This is a genomic window from Peribacillus deserti (assembly GCF_002863585.1).
GTDB lineage: Bacteria > Bacillota > Bacilli > Bacillales > DSM-1321 > Paraperibacillus > Paraperibacillus deserti_A.
Map to the genome: position 1 here is coordinate 1 of NZ_PGUY01000014.1, position 13,941 is coordinate 13,941.

Below are 13,941 nucleotides of genomic sequence, written 5' to 3' on the forward strand. Positions count from 1 at the left end.
TGGCCAGGGCCAGTCGGGATATGGAACACAACGCTTTGGTGGCCAGGACCCAGCGGGATATGGATCCCAAGGTTATGGTGGGCAGGGACAGCCGATTTATGGTATGCAGCAGCCATCAGTACAGCAGGGAATTCCAGTTGAAAATGTAATGAGTCCTCCTGATACGCAGGGAAGCAGGGGTGCACAGCCTGGGCATCCGCCCTCTTTGGGGGCAGCTGATTTTTCCCAGCTCAGTCCATTCATTCAGCAAAAGCCCTTTAGTTCTTCAAAATATGCTGATGAAAGTGCGGACCATGAGCGCTAAGCCTAAAGGAGACAGTGCCTTCCGCACTCGTCTCCTTGCTTATTTAAAGGATCACGGATTTGACGTGAAAAAGATAAACAAAATTCGTGAAAACGTGTATAAGATTCAAACTCAAAGAAGGATTTATTTTTTTAAAGGGTTTTCAAGCTTTAGAAAATATGAAACACAAAAAGCACTAACTAAACTTCTTAGGCAATACGGCTTCTATAAGACCTATAAATTTTTATTTGATATCCAGCCTTTCGAACATAAGGGTTATTATTATGGGTTTATTGAATATTTGAAGCCTCATAAAGAGGAATTCCGTTTCAATACAAGGAAGAACCGGGCAGAAGGCTTGAGGGTGCTGGGAGAACTCCACCGGGCAACTGGAAAAATAATGAATGACCAGCGGTTTTACTATCCCATCCCGAAGTATAATCAAATTGCGAAATGGAAGCAGAGACTTGAAGAGTTTGAGAGTGTTTCACATATTGTTGCCCAGTATGTTCCAGAGCAGGTTATAAACCAAGCGATCATGTGGGGCAAATGGGCTATCAAAGGTGCTAAGGAACACGAAATTCACTTATATCAAGAACCTGATGTGATCACACATGGAGATGTAGCTTACCACAACTTTTTACGGGTTCAAACCGGGGAAGTCTATCTGATTGACTGGGATTTGATCTCCAAGGCACCGCCTATCATCGACTATCTGCAATTTGCCAACCGAATTCTTCCATCGATCAACTACTCTTATAAAGAGTTATGGTCATATCCGGCTTTTAGAAATCTAAAAAATAATCCTGCCTTTTTATACGGATTAGGCTTTCCTTCAGACATATTCAGGGAATGGAACAGGCTAGTGAGGGAGAACCTTCTTGCCAGCCAGTCACATATACACTCAGTATGGAAACTGACCGTGGAAGGGTTTGACAACAGAATTAAATTTCAGGAGCACCTTATGGAAAGGATCGCTCATATGACAGGGAAACGTTGAAATGCTGTACTAAATTTGCCTTTTTTATAGATACTAAAAGTGAGCATTTCGCTCGGTGTCTATAGAGGAGGTTTTTTAGTTGAGTAAGATAAAATGCTTTTCAGCAGCAGCTTCAGTTTTATTGCTCCTCAGCGCATGCGGAAAAAATGAAACGGAGTATGGGGCTGCCGGAAATCATCCAGTTTATAATACAGAAAGAGACTTTGTTACCAATAGCAGGGATGGAATTGTGCCCCGGCTTTTGTTTGGAGGAACAGGCAAACGAGATCGAGATGAGCAAGATTACCCTTCTCATACGGACAATGCCGTCTATCAGGGAGATGGACACAGTAGAAGGGATCAAAATTACCACGAGCATCTGGGGAGAAATAATAAGCAGGGAGGGGGCATGGATGTCCGTTCGTCTTACTACACTGCTTATGAAGGGAAACTGACAGAAAGACTGGAAAGAGCAGCGATTCAAAATCATAATGTAAGTACTGCAAGAGCAGCTGTTTATCAGGACAGAGTTATTGTTGCTGTTATTCTGTTTAAAAATTCAAATAAAGATAAAACCAGCAAAGAGCTGGAAAAATCCTTGCAGTATTCAGCTGAAGGAAAAGCGGTTACCGTTGTGACAGACCCTGGGACGTATAATCGTATTGATACCCTTGACAATGAATTAAGGGATGGTGGACCAAGAAGTATGGTTGATTCGGATCTGAAAGATTTATTCCGGAATATCCCAAACCGATCCAGTCAATAACGTGGGTAAGAGCAAAGCTTAAGCGGCCTTGCTCTTTATGTTTAGGGCTGAAGTGATCCTGAGTAGCGAAAGAGAGCTGATACTCTAGCAGCAATCTGTGTTTGGCCCGGTTCGATAGATGTGGCTGCTACGGCAGCAGACTGAAGGCCGAGTACTCGAGGCTGGGGTTCATTGTCTGTCAGTTCAATGATTTCAAATGGTTCCAATATGATTTTTGCATGAACTGACTTAGCGATCGATGATGCTTTATTTTGCGCATCCTGCACAGCAAGTGTAAGAGCTCTTTGGTAATGAACCGAAGATTGAGAAACTTGGAAGGTAACGTTTGAAAAAAAATTGGCTCCATTGGCTGCCGCAGCATCAATAACGGTCCCGGCAAGCTCTGTCCTGAGATTCGAAACCCTAAGCAGATGAGTTACTCTGTAGCCCTTGAAGACTTGTTTTCCTTCCGCAAAGTCATAGAGGATATCCATTTTATATTCACTAGTTTGTATTTGATCCCTCTGTACCCCGTTTTTAATAATGGCAGCAATAACCGCAGATATTTTCGCTGCATTTTCAGCTTGAACTGCTGCTGCTGAATTTCCTTCTGTAATAACTCCTACAGTTATAGAAGCCTTATCCGGCTGAACCATAACAGCGCCTATTCCGTACACTCTTATAGAAGGATGCTTTTCTCTTTTAACGCGAGTCTGCATGACATCCCCTCCTCTCCTGGTATTAGTAATCAATATATGTACTGACCGGAAAGGAGATTCAAATTAAGTGTAAGTCAACTTAATGGATATATTTTGAAATGAGGGGCAAGATACTCATAAAAGTCCTATGTATAAAGGTGATCTAAGGTGAAAATATATACCATTATCGTAAGCTGCTTTTTTATCATGATGAGCTCTTCACAAGCAGTCTCGGCTGCAGCCATTCGTGAGATATCTTCAGGGACCAATGATTCCACAACATTGATTTCAAAGCATAACAGCGGCAAGCCAGTTGAGAAGGAAGTTATTTTACAGCGTGTCTATGTGGACGGGGATATCAGTGAAGAATCAATTATGGAAACGATTTGGTCCATGGAGGACTTTCGGGCTCAGTACACAGGCTGGCAGCTGATTTCCCAAAATGATAAGAAGATCGTCTTCCAAAAAGAAATAAATGACATCTCTCCACTGTTAAAAACCAATGGCTATTTCGGTTTAAGTGATGATGGTACATTAACCATATTCAACGGCAGACCCAGCGAGTCTCATATTATCCAATCCTTTTTCCAGCTTGATATAAAGAAGCTTGAAGGCAGGACCCAGAAAAAACTGTATGATGGGATTAAGATATCTGACAAAAAACATTACAATGACGTGCTGGAAACGTTCAAAATGTATACAAAATAAGGGCTGCTGGCGGGCAGCCTTTATTGATATTGCAGATTATGGTGCTGACTTTAAATCCCCCCATTTTTCACCATTCTTGACCAAATCCATTTCTTTGACCTGGATCGATTTCTCCTTTTGGCTTATGTTCATATCGAACAAATGTTCATGGGTTGACTATCTTTTTATAAACTTCTTCTGAATTGTATGGTAAAATGATGTACAGCAAATCAGAGGAGCGAACGTATTTGTACGATTTTATAAAAGGTACGGTCGATTATGTCGGACCGGAATACATAGTTATTGAGAATAATGGAATCGGGTATCAAATCATGACACCTAATCCTTTTGTTTTTACGAAAAAAGGGAATGAGAGCGTCACTGTCTATATTTATCATTATGTAAGAGAAGATATTGCGGCACTTTACGGCTTTGGTTCCCGCGAAGAAAAGGCTTTATTCACAAAGCTTTTGAACGTTACAGGAATCGGGCCAAAAGGTGCGCTGGCGATCCTTGCTTCCGGTCAGGTAGAGCAGGTTGTCCAGGCGATAGAAAATGAAGATGAGAAGTTCCTGGTGAAATTTCCGGGTGTGGGCAAAAAAACGGCCCGTCAGATGATTCTGGATCTGAAAGGGAAGCTTGAACATATCGTTCCGGAATTCTTTCCTAATCTGTTCAATGAAGGCAGCCAATCTTTCTCAACAGGGAGTTTTTCGGAAGAGCTTGAAGAAGCGCTGCTGGCCTTAAAGGCCTTGGGATATTCGGACAAGGAAACACAGAAAGCTGCAAAAGAGCTCAGCAAAGAGAATCTGTCTACCGAAGAGTATATCAAACGAGCGTTAAAGACTCTGCTGAAATAGGGGGGAATCGGCATGGAGGATCGTATTGTTAAACAAGAAGCTGACCTCACTGAATTATCCTATGAATTAAGTCTGCGTCCTCAGAATCTCAAGCAGTACATTGGACAGGAGAAAGTAAAGTCTAATCTTGAAGTGTTCATTGAAGCTGCCAAAATCCGTGAAGAAACGCTGGATCATGTTCTTTTATATGGGCCGCCTGGGCTTGGGAAGACGACACTCGCGGCAATTATTGCGAATGAAATGGGAGTCAATTTACGGACCACTTCCGGCCCGGCGATTGAGAGGCCCGGCGACCTGGCAGCCATATTAAGCGCCTTGCAGCCTGGAGATGTTCTGTTCATTGATGAGATTCATAGACTGCCGAGAACTGTTGAAGAAGTGCTCTATCCCGCCATGGAAGATTTCTGCCTCGATATTGTCATCGGGAAAGGGCCATCGGCAAGGTCTGTAAGAATTGACCTTCCGCCTTTTACTCTGGTAGGAGCCACTACACGCGCTGGTTCTCTGTCGGCTCCTCTCCGGGATCGTTTCGGTGTACTTAGCAGGCTGGAATATTATACAGTAGAACAGCTGAAACAAATAGTAATCAGGACGGCAGAAATACTGGATACAGATATTGCTGGCGAGGCGGCAGACGAGATTGCCAGAAGGTCAAGAGGGACACCTAGAATCGCCAACCGGCTTCTCCGGCGGGTCCGTGATTTTGCGCAGGTAAAGGGAGACGGCTTTGTCACGGTTGCTCTTGCAGACCATGCCCTTGAATTAATGCAGGTGGACCGTTTAGGATTAGACCATATTGACCATAAATTACTTAAAGGGATTATTGAACGCTTCCGCGGCGGCCCGGTCGGCCTGGATACCATATCAGCTACCATCGGTGAAGAATCGCATACCATTGAGGACGTATATGAACCTTATTTACTGCAAATCGGATTTTTGCAGCGGACTCCCCGCGGGCGGATCGCCACCCATCTTGTATACGAGCATTTTAATATAGAGGTTCCATCGCAATGATTTACCATGCGGACTATTGCACACACAGGAATTATCTTCTTTAAAATAATGACAGAGTGAACCGAGATATATTATCTTGTTAAAGGCTACATTAAAGTCCATTGTGGTTTTTGCCTAATGTTGATGGCGGAAAGTGCGAAACTTAGCGGACAGCGAGTGCGTGCCAGCTGTATATTGACCAGAAGAAGGATCATGTATAGTCAGTTTAGTTAGTTTATATGTATATTTCTTTCGTTTCAGATGAAAGAGCAGCTTTGAAGAACGGAGTTGTAAACATGAAAGTAGATTTATTTGATTTCCACTTACCGGAGGAATTGATTGCACAGACACCGCTTGAACAAAGAGCGGAAAGCAGATTGATGGTGCTGGATAAGGAAACCGGCGAAATTAACCACGAAATTTTTAAAAATATCAAGAATTACCTAACACCTGGTGATGTCTTGGTCTTGAATGATACGAAGGTGCTTCCAGCAAGATTATTCGGAATCAAGACGGATACCGGCGCTAAAATTGAGGTTTTGCTTTTGAAACAGCAGGAAGGTAATAAGTGGGAGGCACTTGTTAAACCTGCTAAACGGATCAAAGAAGGAACGGAAATCCTATTTGGAGACGGCCAGTTAAGGGCAGTCTGTGAGGATGTAGGTGAGCATGGTGGAAGGATCCTGAATTTCCACTATGAAGGCATTTTTTATGAAGTACTGGAGGAGTTGGGCCAGATGCCGCTCCCTCCATACATAAAAGAACAGCTGGAAGATCAAGACCGGTATCAAACCGTCTATGCCAGAGAAAGAGGATCTGCTGCGGCTCCGACAGCAGGCTTGCATTTTACAGAGGAATTACTGGCTGAAATTCAGGAAATGGGAGTTCATATCGCTTTCATAACTCTGCATGTTGGTCTCGGTACATTCAGGCCAGTCAGTGTGGAGGATATTGATGAACACGAAATGCACTCTGAATATTACATTATGACTGAAGGTACCGCCCGCCTTTTAAATCAAGTAAAGCAAGAGGGAAATAGAATCATTACTGTAGGCACAACTTCTACAAGGACTCTAGAATCCATTGCAGCAAAGAATGGGGGAGTTTTTAAAGAAGAGAGCGGCTGGACGAATATTTTTATTTATCCAGGGTATGAGTTTAAAGCAATAGATGGGATGATTACTAATTTCCACCTGCCAAAATCGACTCTTATCATGCTGGTGAGTGCGCTTGCCGGGAGAGACCATATATTGCATGCCTATAATACAGCGGTAGAAGAGAGATACCGCTTCTTTAGTTTTGGAGATGCCATGTTTATCCGCTGATAAACATGCATCCCTTTGGAAGGAGATACACCACTTGAATCCGATAAGATACGAACATATTAAAACATGTAAACAGACCGGTGCCCGTCTGGGTATTGTACACACCCCGCATGGTTCATTTGAAACACCGGTATTTATGCCTGTGGGAACATTAGCTACCGTTAAAACCATGTCGCCTGAAGAGTTAACGGCTATGGGTGCAGGAATCATTCTCAGCAACACATATCATCTCTGGTTAAGACCCGGAAATGATATTGTAAGGGAAGCAGGCGGACTGCACAAATTCATGAATTGGGATAAAGCCATATTAACCGACTCAGGCGGTTTCCAGGTTTTCTCACTAAGTGAATTCCGTAAGATTGAAGAAGAAGGAGTCCACTTCAGAAATCATTTGAATGGAGATAAACTTTTTCTTTCGCCTGAAAAAGCAATGCACATTCAAAATGACCTTGGATCGGATATCATGATGGCATTCGATGAATGTCCGCCATTCCCAGCCACGCATGAATATATGAAGAAGTCGGTTGAACGGACATCACGCTGGGCAGAACGCTGCCTGAATGCCCATAACCGCCCGCAGGATCAGGGCTTATTCGGAATCGTACAGGGCGGGGAATATGAAGACTTAAGGAAAATGAGTGCTAAGGACCTGACTTCACTGGATTTTCCTGGATATGCGGTTGGCGGCCTTTCTGTCGGCGAACCAAAGGATGTCATGAACCGAGTTCTCGAATTTACAACACCGTTATTGCCAGCTGATAAACCAAGATATTTAATGGGTGTAGGTTCTCCTGACTCATTGATCGATGGTGCGATCAGAGGAATTGATATGTTTGACTGTGTGCTTCCTACGCGGATTGCCAGAAACGGCACATTAATGACAAGCAATGGCCGTGTAGTAATAAAAAATGCTAAATATGCCAGAGATTTCGGGCCGCTGGATGAAAATTGCAGCTGTCATGTTTGCCAGAATTATTCAAGGGCATATATCCGCCATCTGATCCGTTGTGAAGAAACGCTTGGAATTCGTTTAACGACTTACCATAACCTTCACTTTCTGGTAAACTTAATGGAGCAAGTCAGACAGGCTATCAGGGAAGACCGCCTTGGAGACTTCAGAGAAGAATTTTTCGAGCGTTATGGATTTAATAAGCCTGATGCTAAAAACTTTTAATTATTGAGATAGAAGGGAGGAAATATCATGGGTTCATTAGGATCACTTATACCATTGCTGCTAATGTTTGTTTTGTTTTACTTTTTATTAATCCGTCCTCAGCAAAAACGTCAAAAAGCCGTACAGAGTATGCAAGGCGGTTTAGCAAAAGGAGATAAAATTGTTACCATCGGAGGGCTTCACGGAATCGTGGATTCTCTTGATGAAAACAAAATGATCATCCGCTGCGGTGACGGAAGCAGACTTACATACGATAGGGCTGCTGTCCGTGAAGTAACGGAAAAAGCTCAAGAGAAGAATGTTTCTCTAGAAAAATAAGTAAAGAGATCCAGCCTGGCACTACTTTTGCTGCTGAATGGATAAGTGATAGCAAGGTAACAACTAATCATAAGGCAGGCAGCCTGGAGCTGGTCCACAAGAAAAGCGGCAATCCCGTAAGGGTAGCCGCTTTTTTTTTAATCAGAACCGCTGCTTAGATTCACCCCGAGTATTGCACCCATCATCGAAGTGATGATAAAGCAAATGTAATAGATCAGCTGTTTGAGAGTAAACAGAGTATCATGTCCAAGATATTGAAAGAGAAGGACCACAACTGCGTAGGCAAGACCGGTTCCGCCGCCCAGCAGCCATCCCTGTTTTTTACCTTTTCCTCCGCTGATAAAACCGCCCGCAAACATAGAGATAAATGACATGATCATTATGGGGTACGTCAGGGAAGACTCTGTCATGGATGTGAAGCGAAGCAAAATAGAAAAAATAAAACTTGAAAGAATCGCTAATATGAAAATAGAACCAACGCCATATAATACTGCACTCCCCATTTTCCTTGATTCCATCTGGATTCCACTCCTTTTATAGTATATATCTTTATACGCGTACAATTTTTACTTTCTATATGTCAGTACAAGCATATTCCCCGATGTGAATATGTAGAACAAGGTAAGGTCAAAAAATCCTATCTAAAAAAAACAATAAGCAGCAGCCTTCCGAATAAAGGGATTCTTCTGGCTTCTTCCTTGCTGATTAATTTAAAGAGAAAAGTCAGGCTTACAAAAAGGATTGTGATAATCAGAATTGTAGCAATTAGCTTTAGATTAGAATCCATTCCTGACAGTAACTGATAATAGCTATAGTGTCCGATGAACCCGGCCGGAACCATAATCAAAAAGGTAAATAAGTAGGGGCGGATATGAATGCTCATATTGATCTTCTTCATGATGGTTGCGTAATGAAGCATCGTTACCAGGACTGTACTGACTGCTATTCCTGCTGCTGCACCCATGATGCCAAACTGCTCCTGAGAAGCAAAAATGAAAATCACAGCCGTTTTCAAAATTGCCCCGATCAGACTGTTGTACATGGCCGCTTTAGCTAAGTTAAGAGCCTGAAGAGTTGCCTGCAGGGGCGCCTGGTAATAGGAAAAGATAAAAAAGGGAGCAAGAAATTTAATGAATACTGCAGCATGGGATGTTCCGTATAGTGCCTCCATCAGCGGATCAGCCAGGATATATAAAACCAATGCTGAAAGTGCTCCTGTAATAAACGAAAACCGTAGAGCCTGCTGAAGGCGGTGTTCCACCAGCCTGGTGTTGCCCATATAATTGGCTTCACTGATGGCCGGTACCAGCGAGGTTGATAAAGAATAGGTAACAAAGGAAGGCAGCATTAACAGCGGCAGTGCAAAACCGGTCAATTCCCCATATTGCTTGGTTGCCAGGGAAGAGGCTACTCCAGCAATTGCAAGGCTTTGTGCGACGACAATTGGTTCGACAAACCAGGAAAGTGACCCTATCAGCCTTCCTCCGGTCGTCGGTAAGGCAACCTCCATCAGCTCCCCGAACGTGCTTTTCCCGGATTTAACAGATTGAAAGAAATTTTTTCGGAATTTGAAATGCTTCTTAAGCTTGAACATGGTCAATAGGTAAAACAATGATATTAATTCACCGACCACATTAGCAAACATAGCCGCCGCAGCTGCATATTCTACACCGTATGGAAGGAATTTAGCAGTCAGAAAAGCAACAAGCGAAATTCGGACTATCTGCTCAAGAACCTGGGAATAAGCGGCAGGCTTCATATTCTGCCGGCCCTGAAAGTACCCTCTTAATACAGAGGAAATGGCCACTATTGGTATAATAGGAGTCATGGCCAAGAGTGGATATACAATTCTTGAATCCGTAAACAAGTAGTCTGAAAGCAAAGGAGCTAATAATAGGAGGAGCGGTGTGAAAATTATGGATAAGCCTACGGTTGTACTTAATGAAACAACCAATATTTTCTTTACCTTCTTCTCATCCTGTTTGGATAATGCTTCGGCAACACATTTCGAAATTGCGACTGGCAAGCCCAGCTGAATTATGGATATTACAAGGATCAAAGACGGAAATGCCATCATGAATAGGCCTACACCTTCTTCACCTATAGAACGAGCGACAACAATTCTATTTATAAATCCTAGAATTCTTGTAACTAAGCCAGCGGCCAAAAGAATCATGGTTCCTTTTAGAAACTTTGACAACATGAATCCCTGCCTTCTCAAAAATAGTGATTTCATATACAATTAACTATATGCAGGCAGGTGGACAAAGCATGACATGTCCAAAGGAAAAAGATAAAGCAGCAGAGCTCTCTTTCTCTTAAAGACCGGCAGTTCGTAATGATGTTTTACAAGGTGAATACTAAACGATTGGGGCGTTTCCTATGACGAATGTGCATCCATACCAGCATTTTAGAGAAAAAGTACAGCCCGCACTGCAATGTAAACTGGATGAGTTTTCCCTGCTTGGCTACGGAGATGTAAAAGAAGAAGAACTGTGGTTATTTTTAACAAAGAAAAAGTGGAAACGACCTAAGGAAGAAGTATACTTGTTTGAAGTTGTGGAGGACATCCTTTCCTTGGGTGTAGGGGAATATATGAATTTCACGACAATTGAGGCGTTTAAACAGCCTACCTGGTTTAGTGAAGAAGGGAAGAAGGAATTGAAAGAGCTGCTATTCTAAACGATAGGCGCGCGAAAAACCAAATTGACAGTGCTTTTAAATTAACTCATAATGGTCTTTGTATGGTTTTTCCTGCCACATATTCCAAGAATAATATGCCTGGCACATGCCAGGTTTCTTGATAATGAGATACACTTAAATGTTAGGAGTGATGCGGGGTTATTGTGAAAAACTTATAGGTAAGTACTATTTTTTAGAAAGTAAAGAGGGGGCAAAAAGCATAATGGTAAAAAGAGCTAGAATCGTTGCCTTTTTTATCTTGTTGCTTGCATTACTGGCAACTATAGGAACCACATCAAATGGGATATTAAAAAAGATAAATCTAGGTTTAGACCTACAGGGCGGCTTTGAGGTTTTATACCAGGTAAAGCCTGAGAAAGGCAAGAAAGTAACAGAGGCTACGCTGAAAAGCACCGCCAGTGCACTCGAAAAGCGTGTCAATGTATTAGGTGTGAGTGAACCTAATATCCAAATTGAAGGAAAAGACCGCATCCGTGTACAGCTGGCAGGTGTAAAAGACCAGGATAAAGCAAGGGAAATCCTGTCCACACAGGCTAAACTCACTTTCCGTGACTTCAATGATAAGGTTATGCTGAGCGGGGCGGATCTGAAAGCAAACGGAGCGAAGCAGTCTTTCTATGAAAATACTCCCGCTGTTGAAGTAACCCTAAAGGATGCAAATAAGTTTGGAGAAATCACAAAAACCATTTCTGGGATGCCGGCGCCTACCAATGTCTTGGCAATCTGGCTTGATTTTGAAGAAGGCAAAGATTCATTCCAGAAAACGGATACGCATGATAACATGATTTCTGCGCCTTCCGTTACAAAAGTCATTGATCAAAATACGGTGTTCATCACAGGTAACTTCAAAATGGAAGAAGCCACTGAGCTTGCCAATCTTCTTAATGCAGGTGCACTTCCTGTTGAATTGGATGAAAAGTATTCAACTTCAGTTGGTGCCAAGTTTGGTGAAGAAGCGCTACATAAGACAATTGAAGCAGGGATAATCGGAATAGCAGCAATATTCTTATTCATGATGGCATATTACCGTTTCCCGGGCGTGCTTGCGGTCATAACACTTGCTGCTTACATTTACCTGACACTACTTGTATTCCAGTTAATGAATGGTGTATTGACGCTTCCGGGTCTTGCGGCATTAGTGCTTGGAGTCGGGATCGCAGTTGATACCAACATCATCACCTATGAACGGATCAAAGATGAAATCAAGATAGGAAGGACGATTAAATCAGCATTCGCAGCTGGTAATAAGCATTCCTTTATCACCATTCTTGATGCCAATTTAACCACCTTGCTGGCAGCCGGAGTCCTTTTTGTTTTTGGGACAAGCTCTGTCAGAGGTTTTGCCACAATGTTAATCATTGCAATCCTTATAAGCTTCATTACCAATGTATTCTTCTCTAGAATATTGCTTGGATTATGGGTGCAAAGCGGATTCTTAAATAAAAAAGCCGGCTGGTTTGGAGTTAGAAAGAAAGACATTCATGATCTGAAAGACTCTGGTGATCCATTCAGCATGCCAACCAGATTTGATAGAATTGACTTTGTGAAACATCGTAAAAAATTCTATATCTTCTCGGCAGCTATAACGGTGATCGGGATTGTGTTCCTCTTGGTGTTTAAGCTGAATCTTGCAATCGATTTTACAAATGGAACCCGGATTGAAATCCCGGCAGATAAAAGTCTGACTGCGACTGAAATCGAGGAGGAGTTTAAGAGCCTTGATTTTGAAACAGATGACGTCATTTTATCCGGAAATAATAACACCACAGCTGTAGCCAGATTGCAGGATGTCCTGACTAAGGAAGAAATCTCCAAAGTGAAAGACCACTTTGAAGACAAATATGGTTCTGAGCCAGCTATAAGCACGGTATCACCAACAATTGGAAGGGAATTAGCTAAAAATGCCATTTATGCATTGTTAATTGCATCTGCAGGAATCATTATTTACGTGACCCTGCGCTATGAATGGAAGATGGCCTTCCCAGCCGTTCTGGCCCTATTGCATGATGCTTTCTTTATCATTACGGTCTTCAGTCTATTGCGTATGGAAGTAGATATCACCTTTATCGCTGCTGTATTGACGATCGTCGGGTATTCTATAAATGATACGATTGTTACTTTTGACCGGATAAGAGAAAATATGAAGAAGAAAAGAAAAATTAAAGACATCAAAGAACTTGAAGACATTGTTAACCTGAGCTTAAGACAGACGTTTGGACGTTCAGTTAACACTGTATTAATGGTAATCATTCCTGTCATTGCCCTCTTGTTCTTTGGAAGCGGAACGCTGTTCAATTTCTCTTTCGCGTTACTATTGGGCTTGCTTTGCGGAGTTTATTCATCCCTATTTATTGCTTCCCAGATCTGGCTTGACCTTAAAGAAAAGGAAATTAAAGAAAAAGGCAGTCTTATCACTTATGTAGAAAAGAAAAAGAGCAGCTCTGAACCACAAGTATAATCATACGAAACCTGCAGATTGAGAAATCAGTCTGCAGGTTTTTTTATTACTTGATAAGCATAAAAGTTGCTTGATGAGGAATTACCCTAAAGGGTAAACTAAGCTTGTGGATAAGGCATTACAATATGGAGCAGGCATGAAACATATGGGATAAACATAAATCCTATTTTAAAAGCATATACTCGATAAGATAAGCATAAATCCCATTTGAAAAGCATATGCTTGATAAGATAAGCATACAATTCGGCAGGATAAGCATAAAACTAAATAACATAAGCATAAAGAAGGAAAACATAAGCATAACTGCCAAAAACCTAATCATAAAATACTGAAACATAAGCATAACCCCATCGGCTTATCCGATATTCGTTGTAAAACACCTCCAAACCCCGCCAAAACCACCTCTTTATAAATGCCTATTGAACTGCAGAATAAAAAAAATGAGAAAAAATTATAATTCTTCTCAAAAAAACTCCTTTTTCTTATGAAAAGAACTCCAAGTTTTATGCTGCACGACCGCAGAGACTGTACAAGCCAGCCAATTGCCACGTGTCGTGGGTGAACTTGGTAAATACGTCTATTCTTCTGTCTACGCAAGTCCTTCGTCAGCCAGCAAGTCTTTTTTACGGTGTTTGCCTTTTATAAGTGAAGGGTAAAATCATCCTTCACACCTTTCTCCGCATATCGCTGCCAGCTGCAAACTGCCACCCAGTCAGCC

Annotated in this window: 14 protein-coding genes; 11 read left to right on the forward strand and 3 right to left on the reverse strand. The window is 42.1% G+C overall.

What is annotated here, in order from left to right:
• The 3 genes from CUU66_RS23990 to CUU66_RS04765 all read left to right on the forward strand — a co-directional run.
• A partial coding sequence (locus CUU66_RS23990) for a hypothetical protein (RefSeq protein WP_374702972.1) occupies positions 1-304 on the forward strand: 304 nt, incomplete at its 5' end.
• Positions 294-1,283 (forward strand): phosphotransferase, encoded by a 990-nt coding sequence (locus CUU66_RS04760; RefSeq protein ID WP_180955156.1) that lies wholly within the window; start codon positions 294-296, stop codon positions 1,281-1,283. The genes CUU66_RS23990 and CUU66_RS04760, both read left to right, overlap by 11 nt.
• Positions 1,284-1,362: 79 nt before the next feature.
• Positions 1,363-2,028 carry a YhcN/YlaJ family sporulation lipoprotein gene (locus CUU66_RS04765; protein WP_101640536.1) on the forward strand — a complete coding sequence of 222 codons (666 nt, stop codon included), beginning with the start codon at positions 1,363-1,365 and terminating at the stop codon, positions 2,026-2,028.
• 41 nt (positions 2,029-2,069) lie between these two features.
• Here CUU66_RS04765 and CUU66_RS04770 read toward each other — a convergent pair whose 3' ends face one another.
• Positions 2,070-2,726: an SIMPL domain-containing protein gene (locus CUU66_RS04770; RefSeq protein WP_101640537.1), complete on the reverse strand. Its 657-nt coding sequence runs from the start codon at positions 2,724-2,726 to the stop codon at positions 2,070-2,072.
• 147 nt (positions 2,727-2,873) lie between these two features.
• On the opposite strand from CUU66_RS04770, the gene CUU66_RS04775 reads away from it, so the two are divergent.
• The 6 genes from CUU66_RS04775 (at position 2,874) to yajC (ending at position 8,062) form a co-directional block, all read left to right on the forward strand.
• The gene (locus CUU66_RS04775; RefSeq protein ID WP_257967900.1) at positions 2,874-3,413 is read left to right on the forward strand and encodes an intercompartmental signaling factor BofC; all 540 of its coding nucleotides are present in this window, start codon (positions 2,874-2,876) and stop codon (positions 3,411-3,413) included.
• Between the two features lie 227 nt (positions 3,414-3,640).
• Positions 3,641-4,252: a Holliday junction branch migration protein RuvA gene (gene ruvA, locus CUU66_RS04780; RefSeq protein ID WP_101640538.1), complete on the forward strand. Its 612-nt coding sequence runs from the start codon at positions 3,641-3,643 to the stop codon at positions 4,250-4,252.
• A gap of 12 nt (positions 4,253-4,264) precedes the next feature.
• Complete coding sequence (gene ruvB / locus CUU66_RS04785; RefSeq protein WP_101640539.1) at positions 4,265-5,266, forward strand: Holliday junction branch migration DNA helicase RuvB; 1,002 nt, start codon at positions 4,265-4,267, stop codon at positions 5,264-5,266.
• Between the two features lie 275 nt (positions 5,267-5,541).
• Positions 5,542-6,570, forward strand: coding sequence for a tRNA preQ1(34) S-adenosylmethionine ribosyltransferase-isomerase QueA (gene queA, locus CUU66_RS04790; protein ID WP_101640664.1), 1,029 nt, complete (start codon positions 5,542-5,544; stop codon positions 6,568-6,570).
• 34 nt (positions 6,571-6,604) lie between these two features.
• The gene (gene tgt / locus CUU66_RS04795) at positions 6,605-7,744 is read left to right on the forward strand and encodes a tRNA guanosine(34) transglycosylase Tgt (protein WP_101640540.1); all 1,140 of its coding nucleotides are present in this window, start codon (positions 6,605-6,607) and stop codon (positions 7,742-7,744) included.
• A 27-nt stretch (positions 7,745-7,771) separates the two neighbouring features.
• Positions 7,772-8,062 carry a preprotein translocase subunit YajC gene (yajC, locus tag CUU66_RS04800; RefSeq protein WP_101640541.1) on the forward strand — a complete coding sequence of 97 codons (291 nt, stop codon included), beginning with the start codon at positions 7,772-7,774 and terminating at the stop codon, positions 8,060-8,062.
• Positions 8,063-8,199: 137 nt separating this feature from the next.
• On the opposite strand, the gene CUU66_RS04805 is transcribed toward yajC, so the two are convergent.
• Both CUU66_RS04805 and spoVB read right to left on the reverse strand, forming a co-directional pair.
• The gene (locus CUU66_RS04805) at positions 8,200-8,580 is read right to left on the reverse strand and encodes a TIGR04086 family membrane protein (protein ID WP_101640542.1); all 381 of its coding nucleotides are present in this window, start codon (positions 8,578-8,580) and stop codon (positions 8,200-8,202) included.
• A 119-nt stretch (positions 8,581-8,699) separates the two neighbouring features.
• Positions 8,700-10,262, reverse strand: a complete 1,563-nt coding sequence (gene spoVB, locus CUU66_RS04810; RefSeq protein ID WP_101640665.1) for a stage V sporulation protein B — start codon at positions 10,260-10,262, stop codon at positions 8,700-8,702.
• A 182-nt stretch (positions 10,263-10,444) separates the two neighbouring features.
• Between spoVB and CUU66_RS04815 the strand changes: the two genes are divergently transcribed.
• Positions 10,445-10,744: a post-transcriptional regulator gene (locus CUU66_RS04815; RefSeq protein WP_101640543.1), complete on the forward strand. Its 300-nt coding sequence runs from the start codon at positions 10,445-10,447 to the stop codon at positions 10,742-10,744.
• Positions 10,745-10,967: 223 nt separating this feature from the next.
• Positions 10,968-13,223, forward strand: coding sequence for a protein translocase subunit SecDF (gene secDF, locus CUU66_RS04820; protein ID WP_101640544.1), 2,256 nt, complete (start codon positions 10,968-10,970; stop codon positions 13,221-13,223).
• Positions 13,224-13,941 lie beyond the last annotated feature (718 nt).